Genomic DNA, 21,249 nt, shown 5'->3' with positions numbered 1-21,249 from the left:
GACCCTCATTGTCCACGATCAGGTCGGGGCGTCACGGCGCCCCCCCCTGCTGCGTGAGAGGTCCGCCGGCCCGATGAAGATTCCGATCTACATGGACTACCACGCCACCACCCCGGTGGACCCCCGGGTGCTGGACGCGATGCTCCCGTACTTCAGGGAGGATTTCGGCAACGCGGCCTCCAAGAGTCACCGCTTCGGGTGGCGCGCCGAGGAGGCCGTGGAGCAGGCCCGCGCCGAGGTGGCGGCCCTCATCGGGGCCTCCCCGAAGGAGCTCGTCTGGACCAGCGGGGCCACCGAGTCGAACAACCTGGCCATCAAGGGCGTGGCCGAGTTCCACGCCGGCAAGGGCAAGCACCTGGTCACCGTGGCCACCGAGCACAAGGCGGTGCTCGACGCGGTGCACGCGCTGGAGCGGCGCGGCTACACCGCCACCATCCTGCCGGTGGGCCGCGACGGCCTGCTCGACCCGGCCGCGCTGAAGGCGGCGCTCCGGCCCGACACCGTGCTGGTGTCGGTGATGCACGCCAACAACGAGACCGGGGTGGTGCAGCCCATCGCCGAGATCGGCGCCATCACCCGCGCCGCCGGGGTGCTCTTCCACTGCGACGCGGTGCAGAGCGCCGGCAAGATCCCCTTCGACGTGGAGGCGGCCCAGGTGGACCTGGCCTCGCTCTCGGCCCACAAGATGTACGGCCCCAAGGGCGTGGGCGCGCTCTACGTGCGGCGCAAGCCGCGGGTGCGGCTGACCGCCCAGATGGACGGCGGCGGGCACGAGCGCGGCTTCCGCTCGGGCACGCTCAACGTGCCGGGCATCGTGGGCTTCGGCGCGGCCTGCGCCCTGGCCGCGGTGGAGCGCCAGGCCGAGGCGGCCCGGGTGCTGGCGCTGCGCGAGCGGCTGCGGCTCGGCCTGGAGGCCGGGCTCGACCTGCTCAGCCTGAACGGCAGCCTGGAGCACCGGCTGCCCGGCAACCTCAACGTCAGCTTCGCCTACGTGGAGGGCGAGGCCATGATGATGGCCATCAAGGACGTGGCGGTCTCCTCCGGCTCGGCCTGCACCTCGGCCTCGCTGGAGCCGTCCTACGTGCTGCGCGCCATGGGCGTGGGCGACGACCTGGCCCACAGCTCCATCCGCTTCGGCCTGGGGCGCTTCACCACCGAGGCGGAGGTGGACCACACCATCCGCCTGGTCATCGAGAAGGTGAAGCGGCTGCGCGACATGAGCCCGCTGTACGAGATGGTGAAGGACGGGGTGGACCTCTCCCGCATCGAGTGGGCCAACCCGCACTAGCTGCCGCAGCGCCGCGCGCGCCCCGCGCGGCGGTTCCCCGGGGGGAACCACCGAAGCGCACGAAAGGGACGACGATGGCGTACTCAGAGAAGGTCATCGACCACTACGAGAACCCGCGCAACGTGGGCACCCTGGACAAGGAGGCCCCGGACGTCGGGACCGGCCTGGTGGGGGCCCCGGCCTGCGGCGACGTGATGAAGCTGCAGATCCGGGTCAGCGACGACGGCGTCATCGAGGACGCCAAGTTCAAGACCTTCGGCTGCGGCTCGGCCATCGCCTCCTCGTCGCTGGTCACCGAGTGGGTCAAGGGCAAGACCGTGGAGCAGGCCCTGACCATCAAGAACACCGACGTGGCGACCGAGCTGAACCTGCCGCCGGTGAAGATCCACTGCTCGGTGCTGGCCGAGGACGCCATCAAGGCGGCGGTCACCGACTGGCAGAAGAAGCGCGGCGCCCGGGCGCCCGGCGCGGCGGCCCACCCGGCCCCCTCGCCGGCGGCCCCGGACGTGCTCAAGCCCGGCCTGTAGGCCCGGACCAGGGAGGCCCACGTGGCGACGGCGATCGAGATCAGCGAGAAGGCGGCGGACCGCATCAAGGTGCTGGCCGGCGAGAAGGGCACCCCCGGCGGCGGCCTGCGGCTGGGCGTCAAGGGCGGCGGCTGCTCGGGCCTCTCCTACCACGTGGACTGGGCGGCCGGTCCGGCCCGCTTCGACCAGGTCATCGAGCGGGACGGGGCGCGGGTCTTCGTGGACCCCAAGAGCGCCAGCTTCCTGGCCGGCACGGTGGTGGACTTCCAGCAGACCCTCATGCAGACGGGGTTCGTCTTCAAGAACCCCAACGTCAAGAGCGCCTGCGGCTGCGGCGAGTCCTTCACCATCTGAGCCTGGGTTCCTGCTAGGTTCCCGCCGCCGCGTCACGGGGCCGGCGGTGCGGGGTGCGAGCGCGTGAGCTGCTGGAGCTGCAACGGTCCGACGGTCCAGAGCACCTCCTTCTGCGGGTCGTGCCGGCGCATCCAGCCGGTGGGCCGCACCGAGGACTACTACTCGCTCTTCGACCTGCCCCGCGAGTTCGCCCTGGACCCCGCCGAGCTGGAGCGCCGCTTCCGCGAGCGCTCCCGCCAGCTCCACCCGGACCGCTTCGCCCGGGCCGAGCCGCGCGAGCGGCGCCTCTCGCTGGAGCGCGCCACCCGGCTCAACGACGCCCACCGGGCCCTCAAGGACTGGCGGCTGCGGGCCGCCTACCTGCTCAAGCTGGCCGGCCAGGACGTCTTCGGCGAGGGCCGCACCTTCCACGACCCGGCCTTCCTGGAGGAGCAGCTGGAGTGGCGCGAGGCGCTGGGCCTGGCCCGCGCCGACGGCGACGCCGCCGCCCTGGCCGACATCGCGGCGCGGGCCCGCCACAGCCTGGCCGCCCTGGAGTCGGAGGTGGCCACCTTCTTCCGCGAGCCGGAGTGGTTCAGCGAGACGGTGCTGGAGATCTCCCGCCGCCTCTCCCGGGCGCGCTATTACGACAACATCGTCTCGGACGCCGAGCGCGGCTGAGCCGGCCCGCCCCGACGCCACGCCCCCGGAGCCCCATGCCCCGCGCCATCGGCATCGACCTCGGCACCACCAACTCGCTGGTGGCCTTCGTCGACCCACGCAACCGCCCGCAGGTCGTCCCGGTGGACGAGGGCCGCCCCCTCCTCCCCTCGGCGGTGCACTACGGCGGCGACGGCGCCGTCGAGGTGGGCGCGGCGGCGCGCCGCCAGGCCCCGCAGCGGCCGGTGGACACGGTGCTCTCGGTGAAGCGCTTCATGGGGCGCGGCCCCGGCGACATCCGGCCCGAGGACCGCGGCATCTCGACCTTCGACGAGGGCGGCGCGGTGGTGCGGCTGGTGGTGGCCGGCGGGGCGCGCGTGGTGACGCCCATCGAGGTCTCGGCCGAGATCCTGCGGGTGCTCAAGCGGCGCGCCGCCGAGGCGCTCGGCGAGGCCCCGGGCGGCTGCGTCATCACCGTGCCGGCCTACTTCGACGACGCCCAGCGCCAGGCCACCAAGGACGCCGGCCGGCTGGCCGGGCTGGAGGTCCTGCGCCTCCTCAACGAGCCCACCGCCGCGGCGCTGGCCTACGGCCTCGACAAGCAGATGACCGGCACGTTCGCGGTCTACGACCTGGGCGGCGGCACCTTCGACGTCTCCATCCTGCGGCTGGAGGGCGGGGTCTTCGAGGTGCTGGCCACCGGCGGCGACACCCACCTGGGCGGCGACGACTTCGACCGGGTGGTGGCGGCGCACCTCATGGCGGGCGGGCTCACCCCACCCACCGCCGCGCCCTCGCCGGCGGTGCTGCGCGGCGCCACCGCGGCCGCCCAGCGCCTCCGCGAGACCCTCTCCACCGAGCAGGTGGTGGAGGCCGACGTGGCGCTGCCCGAGGGGCACCGGCTGGCCGTCCGCCTGACCCGCCAGGAGCTGGAGGTGCTGCTGCTGCCGGTGGTGGAGCGGACCACCGGCCCCTGCCGCAGCGCCCTGCGCGACGCCGGCCTGGGCGCGGTGGACGGGGTGGTGCTGGTGGGCGGCTCGACCCGCACGCCGCTGGTGCGCCGCCACGTCAAGGCGCTCTTCGGCCTCGAGCCGCTCTCCGACCTGGACCCCGACACGGTGGTGGCGCTGGGCGCGGCGGTGCAGGCCGACGCGCTCGACCGCGGCGGCCGCGAGGACGTGCTCCTGCTGGACGTCATCCCGCTCTCGCTCGGCGTGGAGATGATGGGCGGGGTGGTCGAGAAGATCATCCTGCGCAACTCCACCATCCCGGCCTCGGCCACCCAGCAGTTCACCACCTACGCCGACGGCCAGACCGGCATGGTGATCCACGTGGTGCAGGGCGAGCGCGAGCTGGCCCGCGACGGGCGCAGCCTGGCCCGCTTCACCCTGAAGGGCATCCCGCCCATGCCGGCCGGCATCGCCCGGGTGGAGATCACCTACGCGGTGGACGCCGACGGCATCCTGCAGGTGGCGGCCAAGGAGCTGACCACCGGGCTGGAGCAGGCCATCCAGGTGAAGCCCACCTACGGCCTCGGCGAGGACGAGGTGGAGGCCATGCTCATCGAGTCCATCGAGCACGCCGAGGCCGACGTCACCGAGCGGTTCGTGCGCGAGTGGCGGGTGGAGGGCGACCGCATCCTCTCCTCGCTCGACTCGGCCTTCGCGGTGGACGGCGAGCTCCTGCTGGCCACCGAGCGCGGCGCCATCGAGCAGCAGCTGGCCGGCCTGAAGGGCGCCATGGCCGGCGACGACTACCTGGCCATCAAGGCCTGGATCGAGGCGGTGGACGACGCCACCAAGGTCTTCGCCGAGCGGCGCATGGACAAGCACATCAAGATGGCCATGGCGGGCCGGCGGGTGGAGGAGTTCGCCGACCAGCCGCGCACCACCCGCGAGGGCGGGGACGAGGACTGATGGCCCGGGTCACCTTCCAGCCGGCCGACCGCGTCGTCGAGGTGGCGCCCGGGACCACCATCCTGGAGGCCGCCGAGGCGGCCGGGGTGGAGCTGCCGCACAACTGCGGCGGGGTCTGCGCCTGCGTCACCTGCCACGTCTGGGTGGAGGCCGGGCTGGCCTCGCTCGAGCCGCCCGGGGACGCCGAGGACGACAAGCTCTCCGAGGCGGTGGGGCTGGCCGCCTCGAGCCGCCTCGGCTGCCAGGCCACGGTGGGCGCCGCGGACCTGATCGTGCGCATCCCGGGGAACCGGATCGCCAGCTAGGCGCCCAGGGCGCCCGAGGAGGCATCACATGAAGTGGCGCGACGTGCGCGACATCGCCATCGAGCTCTCCGAGCGCCACGCCGGGGTGGCGCCGCTGTCGGTCCGCTTCACCGACCTGCACGCCTGGGTGTGCGCGCTGCCCGGCTTCGACGACGACCCGGCGCGCTCGAACGAGAAGGTGCTGGAGGCCATCCAGATGGCCTGGCTGGACGAGGTGGAGGAGTAGGGTCGAGGTCGAGGTCGGGGTCGAGGTCGGGGTCGAGGTCGGGGTCGGGGTCGGGGTCGAGGTCGGGGTCGGGTCGAGGTCGGGGTCGAGGTCGGGGTCGGGGTCGGGGTCGAGCCGCACCTCTCCCCCTCTCCCCCAGCTTGCTGGGGGAGAGGGCCGGGGTGAGGGGGCCGCGGCGGTCGGGTTCGCGGTCCGCCCCTTGGTCCGCCCCGCGGACCCCGCCCGACGTCCCTGCCCCCCTGGTTTCGCCCCCTTGGCCCAGGCACGCGGCCTGCTCTCGAGAGCGCCCGCATGCTCGCCCTCTCCCTGGCCTCCCTGCTCGCCCTCACCGCCTCGGCGCCCCCCCTCCGCGCCGCCTCCCTGAACCCCGACGCCGCCGGACCTGCCGCGGAGGCCCGCGGCGCCTGGCCGGAGGTGCCGGATCCCCGGCGGGTGGTGGCCCGGCTGGCGGCCGGCGAGCCCTCGGTGGCCGAGGCCCAGGCGGCCGCGGCGCGGCTGGTGGAGGAGGCCGCGCCGGACCCGGCCGCGCTGGCCTCGCGCCGGCGGCTGGCCGCGCTCCTGCCGCGGCTCACCGCCGAGGTCTCCGCCGACGAGCGGAGCTACCGGGTGGTCGGCCTGCAGGGCACCAGCGAGGTGGACTACGTCCGCTCCTCGCCCGGCACCAGCGTGAAGCTGCGCGCCACCTGGGAGCTGGCCGACCTCCTGGTGACGCGCGGCGAGCCCACCGCCACCTCGGCGGCGCTGGCCCGCGCCAGGCGCCTGGAGGAGGCGGTGCGGCGGGCCACCTCGCTCTACTACGAGCGGCGCCGGCTCCTGGTGGTGCTGGCGCTCGACCCGCCCACCACGCCCCTGGCCCGCGCCGAGGTCGAGCTGGAGCTCGACCGGACCACCGCCGAGCTCGACGCCGCCACCGGCCGGGTCTTCGCCCGCTGGGGTGGCCGGTGAGCAGCCGCGCCCAGCTGGCCGCGGCCTTCCTCGCCCTCTCGGCCTGCGGCCCGCCGCTGCCCGACCCGCACACCCGGGTGACCGGCTGGGCGCCCACCGGCAGCGGCGTGGCGCCGGGGGCGCTGGCCACGGTGGAGCTCTCCGGCCCGGTGTCCCCGGCCGGCGTCACCGACGGGCGGCGGGTGGGGCTGGCGCGCGGGGCCGACGCGCGGGCGGTGGCGGCCGCAGTGGAGTCGGAGGCCGGCCTGGGGGCCGGGGCGCCCGCCCTGCCCTGCGCGGTCTCGCTCTCGGCCGACGGCCGGCGCATCGAGCTTCGGCCCCTCATGCCGCTGGCCCTGGGGGCGGTCCACGCCCTGGTGCTCGGGCCGCTGGAGGATTCCGCCGGGCGGCCGGTGCTCGACCCCGAGGGCCGGCGCCGCACCTTCGTGGCCACCTTCGAGACGGTGGCCCCGCCGCCCGGCCCCCCACCCCGCCCGGTGGTCACCGAGGTGCGGGCCGACGCCGCCACCCCCGAGGCGGGCGGGGAGTACGTGGAGGTGCAGAACCGCGGCGAGGGGCCGCTCGACCTCACCGGCTGGCGGATCGCCAAGCGGACCACCTCCGGCGCCTGGTCCTCCTGCGAGCTGGTCGCCGCGGCGGGTGGACCGGTGGCCCCGGGGGCCTTCGCCCTGCTCACCGGCGCCGCCTGGGACGGCCGCTACCCGGTGCCGGCCGGCCTGGCGCGGGCGGCCTGCGCCTCGGCCTCGCTGGCGGGCGGCCTGTCCGACGAGCGGCCGCCGGAGGTCCGCCTCCTCGACCTGGCCGGCGAGGTGCGGGCCGGCCTCGGCGAGGGGGGCGGGGCGCCGCGCTGCCCGGGCGGCGCGGTGGAGCGGCTCGACCCCGAGGGCCCGGACGCGGCCGCCAACCTCACCTGCACCGCCGGCGGCACGCCCGGGGCCTGCAACGCCGCCACCCCGCCGGGCCGGTGCCCCTGACCCTCAGCCGGCGTTGTCCACGACCCACTTCCCCAGCACCTCGTCCTTGTGCAGGAACCCGTCGGCGCCGCACTCCTGGGCCAGCCGGGCCAGCTTCTCGCGGTCCTCCCCGGAGCAGAGCAGCACCTTGATGCCCTTGAAGCGGTCGTTCCGCTTCACGAAGCGGCAGAACTGCGCCCCGTCCACCTTGGGCATGTTGAGGTCGAGCAGGATGAGGTCCGGCCGGGTGGTGCGGCGCAGGATGATCGAGGTGGCCCGCTCGGCGTCCGGCGCGTACTGGATCTCGAAGCCCTTCTCCGACAGCTCCTCGGCCAGCAGGCGCGCCACGATCTCCGAGTCGTCCACGATCAGCACCTTGCGGCGCCGCGCCAGCGCGGCCACCAGGCGCGTCGCCAGCCCCTCCGGGGGCGAGAGCAGCACGGCCCCGTCCAGCCACATGTCGCCGGCCAGGGCCGCCAGGGCGGTGGGATCGCCGTCCCCCAGCAGGAGCGCCCGCCCGACGAAGCCGCGGTCGCGCAGCAGGGCCGCCGCCCGCCGGGCGCAGGGGGCGTCGGCCAGCAGGACCCCGGCGTCGGCGCCCTCGGCCGTCAGCACGGACGGATCGCGCGCCGCCACGACCTGGTGGCCGGCCGGCTCGAGGGCCAGGGCCACCGCCGCCTGCACCAGCTCGCTGTCGGCGCACAGGAGGATCTTCACGCCACGCTCCACCCCGGCCTCGAGTGTTGGACCGCAAACCGTATAGCCCTTCTTGCTGCGGCCTCCCATACGGGCTGATAATCGCCCTCCATGTCCGAGGCCAGGGGCGAGTCCGAAACCGCCAGGGGCGGCGCCGCCCGGGGTGGGCTGGAGGCCTGGTACTTCTGCCTCCGCCTCCTCGGCGGGCGCTACGCCTTCGAGGCCTCGCACGTCACCGAGGTGGTGCGGCTCGGGCCGCTCACCCGCCTGCCCGCCGCCCCGGCCTTCCTGCCCGGCGTCTTCACCAACCGCGGCGAGGTCCTGCCGGTGCTCGACCTCGGCCAGCTGGTCGGCCAGGGGTCCACCCCGCTGCGCCCCTCCACCCGCGCCGCCATCGTCCACTGCGAGCCCTGGAAGGTGGCGGTGGTGTCCGACGGGGTCGAGGGGCTGGTGTCCCTGCCGCTGCGCACCATCGAGCCCCCGCCGGCCGAGCGCGCCGGCCTGGCCGAGTTCCTCTCCGGCGTGGGGCGCGACCCCCGCGGGGTGGTGGCCATCCTGGACCTGCCGCGCCTGGTGGCGGCCGCCCGCGCCCGGGCCGTGCCGGCCGGGGGCCAGGGCGCGTGACCGCCCCCGCCGAGCTCCTGCTGTTCCAGGTGGGCGCCCGCGTCTTCGCCACCGCCGTGGCCGACGTGGTGCGCGTCGGCAGCGTCCGCGCCGTGCCGCCCGACGAGCTGGTGGAGGGCACCAGCCTGGGCGCCACCTTCACCCGCGAGCGGGGGCTGGTGGTGGCGGACGAGCGCCAGGGGCTGGAAGCCACCCTGGTGGTGGACCAGGTGCTGGGCATCCGCCAGGTCCCGCGGGAGGAGCTGCGCCCGCTGCCGGCCTTCGCCGCCGCGGTCCTGCAGAGCGGCGCGGTGTGCGGCCTGGTGCTGCTGGACGACCTCCCCACCATGCTCGTCGATCTCCCCACCCTGATCCGCGAGCGGCGCACCGCCCTCGCGCCGACCTGACGCCACCCCGGAAGAGGCCCGCCATGCCCGAGTTCTTCGACCTCGACGACGACCAGCCCGCGCCGGCCCGCAAGGGCGCGCGCGCCGCCCGCCCACCCGCCACGGCCGCCAGGCCCGCCGCGCCGGCCAAGGCCACCCGCCGGCGCGCCGCCGCCGCGCCCGCCCCCAGGCCGCGGGCCCCCGCTTCCCGCGCCGCCGCCGGGCGCGCCGCACCTGCCGCCGGCCCGCGCGGCCGGGGCGGCGGCGAGGCCGGCCGGCTGGCCGCCGCGGTGCAGTCCCTCTCGGAGGGGAACCACGAGGTGCGCCTCGACCCGGCCCGCTTCAGCGACCCCGGGCTCCGCCAGATCGCGCGGGCGGTCAACGCCGCCTCGGAGCACATCCAGGGCGAGGTCGCCGAGTTCCGCAGCCGCGTCAAGAACGTCTCGGACGGCGTGGACGAGGCCATCGAGGCCATGGTGAAGCTGGTGGTGCAGGGCGACCTCTCGGGCGAGCTGCGCCTGGGCGTCACCGACGCCGCGCTCACCCCGCTGGTGGCCGGCATCGGCCAGGTGATGGAGACGCTGAAGCGCTTCACCACCGAGATCCGCGAGGCGGCGCTGCAGCTCTCCACCTCCTCGGCCGAGGTGCTGGCGGCGGCCACCCAGAACGAGTCCTCCACCGCGGCCCAGGCCAGCGCCATCCACGAGACCACCGCCACCATGGAGGAGCTCAAGGGCGCCTCCCACCAGATCGCCGAGAACGCCCAGATGGTGGCGGCCATCGCCGAGCAGACCCTGGTGGGCGCCCGCGCCGGCGAGGGCTCCATCAAGCTCTTCATGGCCTCGATGGAGAAGGTCCGCCACAACGCCGTGGAGGTGGACGACGCCATCGGCAAGCTGTCGCGCCGGGTGGAGCGCATCGGCACGGTGGTGGAGGTCATCGACGAGATCGCCGATCGCTCCGACCTGCTGGCGCTCAACGCGGCGCTGGAGGGGGCCAAGGCCGGCGAGGCCGGGCGCGGCTTCTCCATCGTGGCGGCCGAGATGCGGCGGCTGGCCGAGAACGTCATGGAGAGCACCAAGGAGATCAAGAACCTCATCACCGAGATCCGCGAGTCCACCCACGCCGCCAAGGAGGCCTCCGACGGCAACAAGCGGATGGCCGGCGAGGGCGAGAAGCTGGGCGGCGCGGCCATGACCTCGGTGACCGGCATCCTCACCGGCATCCAGGAGACCAGCGACGCGGCCCGCGTCATCCACCTGGCCACCCAGCAGCAGCGCACCGCCACCGAGCAGGTGGTGCAGTCGATGGGCGAGATCGAGGAGGTGACCCGCTCGGCCCAGACCGGCTCGCGCCAGGCCACCGGCGCCGCCTCCGAGCTCACCCTGCTGGCCGAGCGGCTGGCCGAGCTGGTGAAGCGCTTCAAGGTCGACTGAGCCCGCCGCGCCACCAGGGCACCGACCGCACCATGGGCGTCGCCGAGGAGATCCGCCAGAAGCTGCTCCCGCGGTTCCGGGAGACCACCACCGACCGGGTGGAGCGGCTCTCGGCTGGCCTGCTGCAGCTGGAGCAGGGGGCGGGCGGGGCGGAGCCGCTGGCCGAGGTGACGCGCGAGCTGCACACCTTGAAGGGCGAGGCCAGCATGATGGGCTTCGCCGGCCTGGCCGCGCTGGTGCACGCCGCCGAGGACCTGCTCCGGGCGGCCGGCCCCACGCCCGGCCGGGCCGACCTGCAGGCCCTGCTGGAGGCCTGCGACGCGGTGCTGCCGCTCCTGGAGCAGCCGGCCGACGGCGGACCCGGCGTGGCGGCGCTGGTGGAGCGGCTGCAGGCGAGGGGGGCGGAGGGGGCGACCGGGGACCCGACCTCGGCCGCGACCTCGACCCCGACCCCGACCCCGACCGCGACCCCGACCTCGACCGCGACCCCGGCCGCGACCTCGACCCCGCCCTCCACCCGCCCCTCCTTCCACGGCGCCCGCCCGCGCCTCGAGCTGCGCGGCGACCGGGCCACCTCCTCCATCCGCGTGGACGTGGACCGGCTCGACGAGATCGCCGCCGTGGCCGGCGACCTCCTGGTGGAGGGGGCCCGCGCCCTGCGCCGCGCCCGCGACCTGGCCGGCCTCTTCGCCCGCTGGAACCGGCTCTCCGACCGGATGGTGGCCCTGGCCGAGCAGCTGCGCCGCGACGGCCGCGGCGGCCGCCCGGTGGAGCAGCTGGAGGGCGACGTCCACCTGCTGCGCTCCGACACCTTCCGCTTCGTGCGCGGCCACACCGAGGCGGTGCAGGGCGCCCAGGCCCAGTTCAGCCGCATGGCCGAGCGGGTCGGCTCGGCCCGGCTCATCCCGCTCTCCGGCGTGCTGGCCCCCTTCCCGCGGGCCGCCCGCGACCTGGCGCGCGAGCTGGGCAAGGAGGTGGAGTGCACCGTGCAGGGCGGCGAGACCGGCGTGGACAAGGCCATCCTCCTCTCGCTCAACGACCCGCTGGTGCACCTGGTGCGCAACGCGGTGGACCACGGCCTGGAGACGCCGGGGGTGCGGGAGGCCGCCGGCAAGCCGCGCGCCGGCCGCCTCACCATCAGCGCCCACGCCGACGGCGACCTGCTGGCGGTGGTGGTGCAGGACGACGGGCGCGGCGTGGACCCCGACGCGGTGCGCGCCGCCGCCCTGCGGAAGGGGCTCATGGGGGAGCAGCAGGCCGCCGCCCTGTCGGGCCGCGCCGCCCTCGACCTGCTCTTCGCCCCCGGCTTCTCCACCCGCGAGGCGGCCGGCGAGACCAGCGGCCGCGGGGTGGGGCTGGACGTGGTGCGCAAGCGGGTCACCGCCCTGGGCGGCTCGGTGACGGTGGAGTCGGAGCCGGGCCGGGGGGCGCGCTTCACGCTGCGCATGCCGCAGTCGCTCTCGCTCATGAAGGTGCTGCTGGTCCGCATCGACGACGACGTCTACGGCCTGCCGGCGGTGGACGTGGACGCGGTGGGCCGGCTCGACCCCAAGGACGTGGCCGAGGTGGCCGGCATCCGCGCCGTCCGCTACCGCGGGCGGCTCCTGCCGGTGGTGGCGCTCGGGCCGCTCCTCTCCCTCAACGGCGGGCCCCGCCACCCGCGCCCCACCGTGGCCTACGTGCTGCACGGCTCGGAGGGGGCGGCGGTGGTGGTGGACGGGATGTACGGCGAGCGCGAGGTGGCGGTGAAGGCGCCCGGCGCCTTCCTGAAGGGCATGCGCTACGTCACCGGCGCCGCGGCGCTGGAGGACGGGCGGGTGGCGCTGCTGCTCTCCACCCCGGACCTGGTGGGGGCGGCCCGCCGGCTGGCCAGCCCCGGCGCCGGCCGCGACCGCGACCGCCGCCGCCGCCTGCGGGTGCTGCTGGTGGACGACTCGGCCATCGCCCGCGAGGCCGAGGCGGCGCTGCTGCGCTCGCTCGGGCACGACGTGGAGGAGGCGGTGGACGGCGAGCAGGCCTGGCAGCGGCTGCTGGGCGGCGGCGTGCAGGTGCTGGTCACCGACGTGCAGATGCCGGTGCTCGACGGCATCGACCTGACCCGCCGGGTGCGGGCCACGGCGCGCTTCACCAAGCTGCCGGTGCTCATCCTCTCCTCGCTCTCGGCGCCGGAGGAGCGCCGCCGCGGCGTCGACGCCGGGGCCGACGCCTACCTGGTGAAGGGCGAGCTGGACCCCGAGGCGCTGGCGGCGGCGCTGGACCGGCTCTGCGGCGGCGGCGGCGGCGGCGGGGGTGCCCGGTGAGCGGCGAGCGGCCGGTGCGGGTGCTGGTGGCCGACGACTCGGCCCTCTTCCGCGAGCTGCTCTCCCACGTCATCGCCGCCGACCCGGGCTTCGAGGTGGTGGCCACCGCCGCCGACGGCAACGAGGCGGCGGCGGCGGCGCGCCTGCTCAAGCCGGACGTCATCACCATGGACCTGGCCATGCCCGACGCCGACGGCTACTCCGGCATCGCCCGCATCATGGCCGAGACGCCCACGCCCATCCTGGTGCTGACCGCCAACCGCGCCGAGGTGGTGGGCTTCCAGGCCCTCTCGCTGGGCGCGCTCGACATCGTGGAGAAGCCCGGACCCACCACCGACCTCGAGGAGTACGGCGCCCGCATCCGCTCGCGCCTCAGGCTGCTGGCCGGCGTCAAGGTCATCCGCCACCTGCGCGGGCTGCGCGGGCGGCGCGCCCCGGTCCACGGCAAGGCCGGGCGCACCGACCTGGTGGTGATGGGCGCCTCGCTGGGCGGGCCGCGCGCCCTGGCGGCGGTGCTGCGGGGGCTGCCGCAGGACTTCCCCGCGCCGCTGGCCATCGTGCAGCACATCGCCGACGGCTTCACCGAGGGGCTGGCCGGCTGGCTGCAGCAGGAGTCGCGCCTGGAGGTCCGCGAGGCCAGGGACGGCGACGTGCTGCGGGCCGGGCTGGTGCTGCTGGCGCCCAGCGGCTCGCACCTGGTGGTGGTCGAGGGGGCGGTGCGGCTCTCCGACGCCGCGCCGGTGGACACCTTCAAGCCCTCGGTGACGCCGCTCTTCGTCTCGGCGGCGCGCACCTACGGGGCGCGCGCCTGCGGCGTGCTGCTCACCGGCATGGGGCGCGACGGCGCCGACGGCCTGAAGACCCTGAAGGACGCCGGGGCCCCCACCCTGGCGCAGGACGAGGCCACCAGCGCGGTCTTCGGCATGCCCAAGGCGGCCATCGACCTCGGCGCGGTGGACCGGGTGCTGCCGCTCGACGACATCGCCCGGGCGCTGGTGGAGCTGGTCCGGTGATCGCCGTCGACCCCGTCCTGCTGGCCGAGCTGGCGGCCATCCTGAAGGCCCGGGTGGGCCTGCACATCCGCCCCGACAGCTTCTCGGCGCTCCGGCTGGCGGTGGCGGCGCGCCTGGAGCAGCTCGGGCCGGCCGCGCCCGACCCGGCCGGCTACCTGGGCCTGCTCGACTCCGGCCGCGGCGACGACGAGCTGCGCCGGCTCCTGCCGCTGGTCACGGTGGGCAAGACCAACTTCTTCCGCGACGAGCGCCAGTTCGGGGCGCTGGCCGCCCTGCTGCCCGGCCTGCTGGCCCGCGCCCGCGCCGGCGGGCCGCCGCTCAGGCTCTGGTCGGCCGGCTGCGCCACCGGCGAGGAGCCCTACTCCATCGCCATGGCCTGCGCCGAGGCCGGGGCGGCGCCCGCCGAGGTGGAGCTCCTGGCCACCGACGTGAACCCCGAGGCGGTGGCCGCCGCCGTCCGCGGCCTCTACGACGCCCGCCGGGGCCGCGAGATCCCGCCGCCGCTGCTGGCGCGCCACTTCGAGCCGGAGGGCGACGCCTTCCGCGTCCGGCCCTCGCTGCGCCGCTACCTGGCCGGGATCCGGGCCCACAACCTGGTGTCGGGCCCGTTCCCGGCGCCCGCCGCGGGCGGCTGGGACCTGGTCTTCTGCCGCAACGTCATCATCTACTTCGACACCCCCACCACCCAGCGGGTGCTGGAGGCCTTCCTCGCATCGCTCAGCCCGGGCGGCTGGCTGTTCCTGGGGTACTCCGAGTCGCTCTTCCGGCTCTTCGAGGGCTTCGAGCTCACCGAGGTGGCCGGCGCCTTCCTGTACCGCAAGCCGGAGGACGGCCGGCGCCCGGCGGCCCCGCCCCGCCCGGCCGCGCCCCTGCCCTCCTCGCCGCCCCGGGTGACCCACCTCGGCTACGCCGCCGCGGGCGGGCCCGGCGCCGGGGCGCCGCCTCCACCGCCCCCGCCGGCCGAGGCGGCGGAGACGCCAGAGCCGAGCCGCCCGGTCGGGCCGGTCGGGCCAGCCGCCCCCGGCCAGGCGCTGGCCCCGCAGGAGTTCCTCGACGGCGCGGTGGCGCTCTTCTCGGAGGGGCGCTTCGGCGCGGCCCGCGAGCTGCTGGAGCGGCAGCTGGAGCAGGGCGGCGAGGATCTGGCGGTGCGGCTCACCCTGGCCAACCTCTACGGCGCGCTCGGCCAGGCCGACCGGGCGCGCCAGAGCTACCAGGTGGCGCTGGCGCTCGAGCCGCTCAGCGCCGAGGCCCACCTCTTCTACGGCGTCCACCTGCTCACCGGCGGCCAGGCCGACGCCGCCGCGCTGGAGCTGACCCGGGCCCTCTTCCTCGACCCCGACCTGGCGCTGGCCCACTACTACATGGGGCGCTGCCGCGAGGCGCAGCGCGACGCCGACCGGGCCCGCCTGGCCTACCGCAACGCCATCGAGGCCCACCGCCGCCTGCCGCAGGGCCGGCGCCAGGCCTTCCTGGGGTACTATCCCGACCTCCCCGAGGACGGCGCCGCCTTCGCGCGCGCCGCCGAGTACGCCCTGGCGGCCCTGTAGCGCCGCGCCCCCCAGATCTCCCATGGCCGAGAAGAAGAAGATCCTCCTGCTCGACGACTCGGCCATCACGCTCGAGATGGAGCAGGCCGTGCTCGAGGCGCGCGGCTACGAGGTGGCGGTGGCCTCCAACCTCATCGAGTTCCAGGCCGCCCTCGACGCCTTCCAGCCGGAGATCATCCTCACCGATCTCATGATGCCGGACATCTCGGGCAAGGACATCGTGCGGGTGCTCAAGCAGGACTTCCACACCGAGCGCATCCCCATCGTGCTCTACAGCTCGCGCTCCGACGAGGAGCTGGCCGTGATCGCCGAGCAGGCCGGCGCCGACGGCTACCTCTCCAAGTCGCACGGCATCGAGCAGCTGGGCGACATGGTGGACGAGCTGGTGGACTCCATCATCTGGTAGCGGCGCCTGGCCGCCCGCGGCGGCGGGCGCGGCGCACGGGGGAGCGGGATGCGGGCCTACGAGCTGATCCACCGCAAGCGCGACGGCGGCCGCCTCTCCGACGAGGAGCTGGGCGCCCTCATCGCCGGCTACACCGCCGGCGAGATCCCCGACTACCAGCTGGCCGCCTTCTGCATGGCGGTCTTCTTCCGCGGCATGGACGAGGGCGAGGTGCGGGCCCTCACCGCCGCCATGCTGCACTCCGGCGACGTGCTCGACCTCTCGGCCATCCCGGGCGTCAAGGTGGACAAGCACTCCACCGGCGGGGTGGGCGACAAGGTCTCGCTGCCGCTGGCCCCGCTGGCGGCGGCCTGCGGCGTCAAGGTGCCCATGGTCTCCGGGCGCGGCCTGGGCCACACCGGCGGCACCCTCGACAAGCTGGAGGCCATCCCCGGCTTCCGGGTGGACCTGCCGGTGGAGCGCTTCGTGGAGCTGGTGCGCGACCTGGGGCTCGGGCTCATCGGCCAGACCGCCCGCATCGCCCCGGCCGACAAGCGGCTCTACGCCCTGCGCGACGTCACCGCCACGGTGGAGTCCATCCCGCTCATCGCCGGCTCGATCATGTCGAAGAAGCTGGCCGAGGGCATCGACGCCCTGGTGCTGGACGTCAAGGTGGGGCGCGGCGCCTTCATGAAGACCCTGCCGGAGGCGCGCCGGCTGGCCGAGACGCTCATCGGCATCGGCCGCGGCATGGGCAAGCGGGTCACGGCGCTGCTCACCGCCATGGACCAGCCGCTCGGCCGGGCGGTGGGCAACGCGCTGGAGGTGGCGGAGTCCATCGAGCTCCTGCGCGGCGGCGGGCCGGCCGACCTGCGCGAGCTGACCGTGGCGCTGACCGCCGAGATGGTGCTCCTGGCCCGGCTGGCCCCGGACCTCGCCGCGGCGCGGGCCCGGGTGGAGCGGGCCATCCTGGACGGCAGCGGCCTGGCCACCTTCCGCGCCGTGGTGGCGGCGCAGGGCGGCGACCCCCGGGTGGTGGACGAGCCCGGGCGGCTGCCGCGCGCCGCCCAGGTGGTGCCGCTCCTGGCCCCCTCGGCCGGGGTGGTGGAGGCGCTGGACGCCGAGGCGGTCGGGCTGGCCGCCATGGCGCTCGGCGCCGGCCGGGCCCGGGTGGAGGACGCCGTGGACCCCGCGGTGGGCGTGGTGCTGCTCCGCAAGGTGGGCGATCGGGTGGCGGCCGGCGAGCCGCTCTGCCTGGTGCACCGCAACGCCGGGGGCGAGGCGCAGTCCCTGGTGGCCGCCCGCCTCCTCGGGGCGTACCGTATCGGCGGGGGGCCCGCCGCGGAGCCGGCGCTGGTCCTGGAGAGGATGGCCGAGCCATGACCCGACACGCCGACCTGGCGACCAGGCTGGAGTACGCCGTCGCCTGGGTGCGCGGCAAGACCGACTCGAAGCCGCTGGTGGGCGTCATCCTGGGCTCCGGCCTGGGGGCCTTCGCCGACCGGCTGCTCCGGCCGGCGCACATCCCGTACCAGCAGATCCCCGGCTTCCCGGAGTCGAGGGTGGCCGGCCACGCCGGGCGGCTGGTGGTGGGCGAGCTCGACGGGCCGGACGGCCCGGTGGCGGTGGCCGCCATGCAGGGGCGGGTCCACGGGTACGAGGGCTGGCCCGCCGCCGAGGTGGCCTTCGGCGCCCGGGTGCTCTGCTCGCTGGGCGTGCGCGCCCTGCTGGTCACCAACGCGGCCGGCGGCATCAACCCGGAGTACGCCCCGGGCGAGCTGGTGCGGCTGACCGACCACCTCAACCTGACCGGCCAGAGCCCGCTCACCGGCCCCAACGACGACAGGCTGGGGCCGCGCTTCCCCGACCTGAGCGAGGCCTACGACCGGCGGCTCGGCCAGCTGCTCGAGGAGGCGGCCCGCCAGGTCGGCCTGGTGCTGCGCCAGGGGGTCTACGCCGGGGTGGCCGGGCCGGCCTACGAGACCCCGGCCGAGATCCGCATGCTGCGGACCATGGGCGCCGACCTGGTGGGCATGTCCACGGTGCACGAGGTGATCGCGGCGCGCCACCAGGGGGTGCCGGTGGCCGGGCTGTCGGTGGTCACCAACCTGGCTAGCGGGCTCTCGGCGGCCCGCCTGAGCCACGAGGAGGTGCAGCTGGTGGCGGACCGCGCCACGGACCGGCTGACCGCCCTGCTGAGCGCCTTCCTGCCGCTGGCGGCGCGCTGATCGGGCGCCGCCGCCGTCCTCCCGCCGACGCTGCCGCGCCGCGGCGCGGACCATCGGTGGAGGCGCGTTGAAGGGGTGCCGGCCGGCTGGTAGCGTGGCTGGCACCACAGGGGGAGCCGACGATGCAGGAGCCGAACGACGACCGCCGCGACAGCCAACGGGTGCCCTTCCGCTTCCAGGTGCGGGAGCGGGAGCTGGGCGGCTCGTTCGAGGAGCACCAGGGCAACCTGTCCATCGGCGGCGTCTACTTCGCCGGCTTCCACCCGACCACCGGCGCCGTGGTGGAGCTGCGCTTCATGGTGCCCGGCTACGACCACGAGGTGCTGGCCACCGGCGAGGTGCTGCGCATCTCGCGCGACGGGGCCCAGTTCGGCACCCACATCCGCTTCACCGAGATCCCGCTGGAGGCCGAGCTGGCCCTGGCCCGCTTCTTCCAGGCGGGCGTCCAGGCGGTGGAGTGAGCGTGAAGGCGCGGCCCGCCGGCGCCTGGCGCCCGGCCCTGGCCGCCTGGCTGGCCGGCCAGGCCCGCGCCGCCCGCAGGCGCGCCTACGCGCCCTACTCGGAGTTCCAGGTGGGGGCGGCGCTGCTGGCCAGCGGCCACCTGCACACCGGCTGCAACGTGGAGAACGCCAGCTACGGGCTCACCGTGTGCGCCGAGCGGAACGCCGTCGGCGCCATGGTGGCCGCCGGCCACCGCCGGCTGGAGGCGGTGGCGGTGGCCAGCGCCACCACCCCGCCCACCCCGCCCTGCGGCATGTGCCTGCAGACCCTGGCCGAGTTCGCCGGGCCGGACCTGCCGGTGGTGCTCAGCGGCGCCCGCGGCGCCCGCGTCGAGACCACGCTCGGCGCGCTGCTGCCGCAGGCGTTCGGCCGGCGGTTCCTCTAGGCGGGCGCCGGCCCGTCGGCCGGCGTGGCCGGGGCCGCCTCGGCCACGGGCGCAGCCTGGGCCTCCACCTTCACCTCGGCCACCGGCTCCACCCTGGCCTCGGCCTTCGGCTCGGCCGGGACCTTGCCGGCCGCCCGCTCCGCCAGCTGCCGCTCCTCGCGCGCCGCCTGGCGGACGGCGTCGATCAGCTCGTCGTGCTGCTTGCGCAGGGCGTCGTTGCGCTTCTTCAGCTCGGTGTAGCGGTCCTGGGACAGGTCCAGCTCGCCCTTGGTGACCATGTAGACCCGGCGCTCGGTCTCGATGCGCCCCTTCTGCACCTTCAGGTCCTTCTCCACCTCGGAGAGCTTCTTCCGGAGCTCGACGCCGCGCGCCTCGGCCTTGTCGGCGCGGTCCTTCTCGGCGGCCAGCTCGGCGCCCAGGCGGGCCTGCACCTCGGCCAGCTCGGGCGCCACCGGGGCCACCGGCGGCGGCTCGGCCAGCTTGCGGTCCAGCGCGGTCTTGACCCGGTCGTGCTCGGCCACCGCCTTGGCGCGGGCCAGCTCGGCGGCCCTGGCCACCTCGGCCTGGTGCGTCGCCTCGGTGCGCGCCTCGGCGAGCCGGGTGGCCACCTTCTCCAGCTCCTCGCGCAGGGCCACCGCCCCGCCGGCCTTCTTCTGCGCCTCCGCCTGCTCGAAGGCCTTCTTCTTGGCCGTGTCCAGCTGCTGGCGGAGGGTGGAGGCCTCCTCGCGCTTCTCCCTCAGCTCGGCCCGCTGCTCGGCCAGGGCCTTCTGGGTGGCGGCGGCGTCGGCCCGGGCGGTGACCACCTCGGCGGCGCGGGCGGCGGCCTCGGCGCGGGCCGTGCGGGACATCATGAAGAAGGCGACTGCGGCGAGGACGCCGACGAGGGCGGCGAGCAGGGCGAGGCCGGTCATTGGGGGGAGTGCTCCGGTGGACGGTGGGGCGGGTGGGTGGTGTGGAACGGGGAATCCCATTAGGTACCGCAGCAACCGGCGGCTTGGGAAGCGGTAGGATGCGCCCCCCCACCCGCCCCGGAACCGATGCGCAAAGTCGCCACCAAGATCGTCCTGACCTTCGCCGTCGCCCTGGCCGCCTTCGGCCTGGTGGCGGCGGTGTCCATCGTGCGGCTGCACGCCCTGGGGCAGGACCTGCGGCTCCTCTCCAACGGCTACTTCCCGCTGGGCCGCATCGCCGCCCAGCTCGAGGTGAAGGACTGGGTGGCGGCGCGGGCCCTGGAGGTCAGGGACCTCGACCCGGCCGTGCGGCGGGCCTACCTGCCCATCGCCCGGGCCCAGTTCCCGGCCCTGGTGCGCGAGAAGATCGAGGAGGGCAAGCGGGTGGCGCGCGACGCCGCCCGGCTGGGCGGCGAGGAGGACGCCCGGGTGCTGGGCGAGGTGGAGGCCCGCCTGGACCAGCTGGGGGCCCGCTGGTCGGACTACGACGCCGCCGCCCGCGGCCTGCTCGACCTGGTGGAGGCCGGCGGCCCGGCCGGCGCCGGCCTGGAGGCGCGCGCCCAGGAGGTGCGGCAGCTGGAGAAGGGGCTGTCCCTGGAGGTGAAGCTGCTGCAGGCCCAGCTGGAGAGCCGCATCGCCGACCGGGTGCACGCCGCCGAGCGGGCCGAGTCGCGCACCGTGGCGCTGATCGTCATCTACGCCCTCATCGCCCTGCTGGTGGGGGTGGGCTCGGCGCTCTTCGCCCGGCGGCTCCTGGCCCCCATCGAGCGGCTCACCGAGGGGGTCAAGGCGGTGGCCGCCGGCGACCTGTCGCGCCAGGTGGTGGTGCAGAGCCAGGACGAGATCGGCCTGCTGGCCGGCGAGTTCAACGCCATGGCGGCCTCGCTGGCCTCGCAGCAGCGCGAGCTCCGGCGCGCCGAGCGGCTGGCGGCGGTGGGGCGCATCTCGGCCCAGATCACCCACGAGGTGCGCAACCCGCTCAACGCCATCGGCCTCAACGCCGAGCTCCTGGCCGAGGAGCTGGAGGCCCGCCCCGAGCTGCCGCCCGAGCCGCGGGCGCTGTGCGCCGCCATCTCGCGCGAGGTGGATCGGCTCAACGCCGTCACCGAGGAGTACCTGCGCTTCGCCAAGCCGCCCCGCCAGGCGCCCGGGCGGCAGGACCTGGCCGAGCTGTGCGGCTCGCTGCTCGACTTCCTGGCGCCCGAGCTGTCGGCGGCCCGGGTGGAGGTGCGCCGCGAGCTGGCCGCCGGCCTGCCGCCGGTGCGCGGCGACGAGGGGCAGCTCAGGGCGGTGCTGCTCAACCTGGTGCGCAACGCCCGCGAGGCCATGGCGGGCGGCGGCACCCTCACGGTGGCGGCCCGCCGGGCCGAGGGCGCCGTGGAGGTGGACGTGCGCGACACCGGCGGCGGCATCCCGGAGGACGACCTGACGCGCATCTTCGACCCGTTCTACTCGACCAAGGAGCGCGGCACCGGCCTGGGGCTGGCCTTCGTGCAGCAGGTGGTGCAGGAGCACGGCGGCCAGGTGCGCTGCCAGAGCGAGGTGGGGCGCGGCACCTGCTTCACCCTGCGGCTGCCGGCGCTGGCCGAGGAGCGGCTGGGCGAGCCCACCCCCGCCGAGCTGGTGACCACGTGAGCCGCGCTCCCTCCCGGCGCGCGGCGCGCGG

At 75.9% G+C, this 21,249-nt stretch carries 23 protein-coding genes; 21 read left to right on the top strand and 2 right to left on the bottom strand.

The window, feature by feature from the left end; genetic code table 11:
- Positions 1 to 73 precede the first annotated feature (73 nt).
- From IPO09_16865 to IPO09_16825, 9 genes are all read left to right on the top strand, one after another.
- The gene (locus IPO09_16865; GenBank protein ID MBK9518983.1) at positions 74 to 1,288 is read left to right on the top strand and encodes an IscS subfamily cysteine desulfurase; all 1,215 of its coding nucleotides are present in this window, start codon (positions 74 to 76) and stop codon (positions 1,286 to 1,288) included.
- 74 nt (positions 1,289 to 1,362) lie between these two features.
- A complete protein-coding gene (gene iscU / locus IPO09_16860; protein ID MBK9518982.1) occupies positions 1,363 to 1,815 on the top strand; it encodes a Fe-S cluster assembly scaffold IscU in 453 nt (150 codons plus the stop codon).
- Positions 1,816 to 1,836: 21 nt separating this feature from the next.
- Positions 1,837 to 2,169: an iron-sulfur cluster assembly accessory protein gene (locus IPO09_16855; GenBank protein MBK9518981.1), complete on the top strand. Its 333-nt coding sequence runs from the start codon at positions 1,837 to 1,839 to the stop codon at positions 2,167 to 2,169.
- Between the two features lie 63 nt (positions 2,170 to 2,232).
- Positions 2,233 to 2,829, top strand: coding sequence for a Fe-S protein assembly co-chaperone HscB (hscB, locus tag IPO09_16850; GenBank protein MBK9518980.1), 597 nt, complete (start codon positions 2,233 to 2,235; stop codon positions 2,827 to 2,829).
- 35 nt (positions 2,830 to 2,864) lie between these two features.
- Entirely contained in the window at positions 2,865 to 4,724 is a 1,860-nt protein-coding gene (gene hscA / locus IPO09_16845) for a Fe-S protein assembly chaperone HscA (protein MBK9518979.1), read from the top strand.
- Entirely contained in the window at positions 4,724 to 5,029 is a 306-nt protein-coding gene (locus IPO09_16840; GenBank protein MBK9518978.1) for a 2Fe-2S iron-sulfur cluster binding domain-containing protein, read from the top strand. The genes hscA and IPO09_16840 overlap by 1 nt, the downstream gene beginning before the upstream one ends.
- 28 nt (positions 5,030 to 5,057) lie before the next feature.
- Positions 5,058 to 5,255, top strand: coding sequence for a Fe-S cluster assembly protein IscX (gene iscX, locus IPO09_16835; GenBank protein MBK9518977.1), 198 nt, complete (start codon positions 5,058 to 5,060; stop codon positions 5,253 to 5,255).
- A 291-nt stretch (positions 5,256 to 5,546) separates the two neighbouring features.
- On the top strand, positions 5,547 to 6,200 hold the full coding sequence (locus tag IPO09_16830) for a hypothetical protein (protein ID MBK9518976.1): 654 nt from the start codon (positions 5,547 to 5,549) through the stop codon (positions 6,198 to 6,200).
- Positions 6,185 to 7,174, top strand: a complete 990-nt coding sequence (locus IPO09_16825; GenBank protein MBK9518975.1) for a lamin tail domain-containing protein — start codon at positions 6,185 to 6,187, stop codon at positions 7,172 to 7,174. Before IPO09_16830 ends, IPO09_16825 begins: the two co-directional genes overlap by 16 nt.
- A gap of 3 nt (positions 7,175 to 7,177) precedes the next feature.
- On the opposite strand, the gene IPO09_16820 is transcribed toward IPO09_16825, so the two are convergent.
- Positions 7,178 to 7,870 carry a response regulator gene (locus tag IPO09_16820; GenBank protein MBK9518974.1) on the bottom strand — a complete coding sequence of 231 codons (693 nt, stop codon included), beginning with the start codon at positions 7,868 to 7,870 and terminating at the stop codon, positions 7,178 to 7,180.
- Between the two features lie 90 nt (positions 7,871 to 7,960).
- On the opposite strand from IPO09_16820, the gene IPO09_16815 reads away from it, so the two are divergent.
- From IPO09_16815 to IPO09_16765, 11 genes are all read left to right on the top strand, one after another.
- Positions 7,961 to 8,473, top strand: coding sequence for a chemotaxis protein CheW (locus IPO09_16815; GenBank protein MBK9518973.1), 513 nt, complete (start codon positions 7,961 to 7,963; stop codon positions 8,471 to 8,473).
- Positions 8,470 to 8,859, top strand: a complete 390-nt coding sequence (locus IPO09_16810) for a chemotaxis protein CheW (GenBank protein MBK9518972.1) — start codon at positions 8,470 to 8,472, stop codon at positions 8,857 to 8,859. The genes IPO09_16815 and IPO09_16810 overlap by 4 nt, the downstream gene beginning before the upstream one ends.
- A 257-nt stretch (positions 8,860 to 9,116) precedes the next feature.
- A complete protein-coding gene (locus IPO09_16805; protein ID MBK9518971.1) occupies positions 9,117 to 10,274 on the top strand; it encodes a methyl-accepting chemotaxis protein in 1,158 nt (385 codons plus the stop codon).
- A gap of 32 nt (positions 10,275 to 10,306) precedes the next feature.
- Positions 10,307 to 12,574: a response regulator gene (locus IPO09_16800; GenBank protein MBK9518970.1), complete on the top strand. Its 2,268-nt coding sequence runs from the start codon at positions 10,307 to 10,309 to the stop codon at positions 12,572 to 12,574.
- Positions 12,571 to 13,587 (top strand): chemotaxis-specific protein-glutamate methyltransferase CheB, encoded by a 1,017-nt coding sequence (cheB, locus tag IPO09_16795; protein ID MBK9518969.1) that lies wholly within the window; start codon positions 12,571 to 12,573, stop codon positions 13,585 to 13,587. The genes IPO09_16800 and cheB overlap by 4 nt, the downstream gene beginning before the upstream one ends.
- Positions 13,584 to 15,134 carry a tetratricopeptide repeat protein gene (locus IPO09_16790; protein ID MBK9518968.1) on the top strand — a complete coding sequence of 517 codons (1,551 nt, stop codon included), beginning with the start codon at positions 13,584 to 13,586 and terminating at the stop codon, positions 15,132 to 15,134. The genes cheB and IPO09_16790 overlap by 4 nt, the downstream gene beginning before the upstream one ends.
- A gap of 22 nt (positions 15,135 to 15,156) precedes the next feature.
- A complete protein-coding gene (locus tag IPO09_16785) occupies positions 15,157 to 15,540 on the top strand; it encodes a response regulator (protein ID MBK9518967.1) in 384 nt (127 codons plus the stop codon).
- Between the two features lie 48 nt (positions 15,541 to 15,588).
- Complete coding sequence (locus tag IPO09_16780) at positions 15,589 to 16,902, top strand: thymidine phosphorylase (GenBank protein MBK9518966.1); 1,314 nt, start codon at positions 15,589 to 15,591, stop codon at positions 16,900 to 16,902.
- Entirely contained in the window at positions 16,899 to 17,747 is an 849-nt protein-coding gene (locus IPO09_16775; GenBank protein MBK9518965.1) for a purine-nucleoside phosphorylase, read from the top strand. Before IPO09_16780 ends, IPO09_16775 begins: the two co-directional genes overlap by 4 nt.
- Positions 17,748 to 17,869: 122 nt before the next feature.
- A complete protein-coding gene (locus tag IPO09_16770; protein MBK9518964.1) occupies positions 17,870 to 18,208 on the top strand; it encodes a PilZ domain-containing protein in 339 nt (112 codons plus the stop codon).
- 38 nt (positions 18,209 to 18,246) lie between these two features.
- Positions 18,247 to 18,633 (top strand): cytidine deaminase, encoded by a 387-nt coding sequence (locus IPO09_16765; GenBank protein MBK9518963.1) that lies wholly within the window; start codon positions 18,247 to 18,249, stop codon positions 18,631 to 18,633.
- On the opposite strand, the gene IPO09_16760 is transcribed toward IPO09_16765, so the two are convergent.
- Positions 18,630 to 19,544: a hypothetical protein gene (locus IPO09_16760; protein MBK9518962.1), complete on the bottom strand. Its 915-nt coding sequence runs from the start codon at positions 19,542 to 19,544 to the stop codon at positions 18,630 to 18,632. The two genes, IPO09_16765 and IPO09_16760, sit on opposite strands and share 4 nt — an antisense overlap.
- A gap of 126 nt (positions 19,545 to 19,670) precedes the next feature.
- Here IPO09_16760 and IPO09_16755 point away from each other — a divergent pair, with 126 nt between their 5' ends.
- Positions 19,671 to 21,218, top strand: a complete 1,548-nt coding sequence (locus IPO09_16755) for a HAMP domain-containing protein (protein ID MBK9518961.1) — start codon at positions 19,671 to 19,673, stop codon at positions 21,216 to 21,218.
- The last annotated feature ends 31 nt before the right edge of the window (positions 21,219 to 21,249 follow it).

It is taken from the genome of Anaeromyxobacter sp. (genome assembly GCA_016718565.1).
Classification (GTDB): Bacteria; Myxococcota; Myxococcia; order Myxococcales; family Anaeromyxobacteraceae; genus JADKCZ01.
The sequence above is the reverse complement of the archived record's forward strand: the minus strand, read 5'-3'. Positions and strand labels throughout refer to the sequence as shown.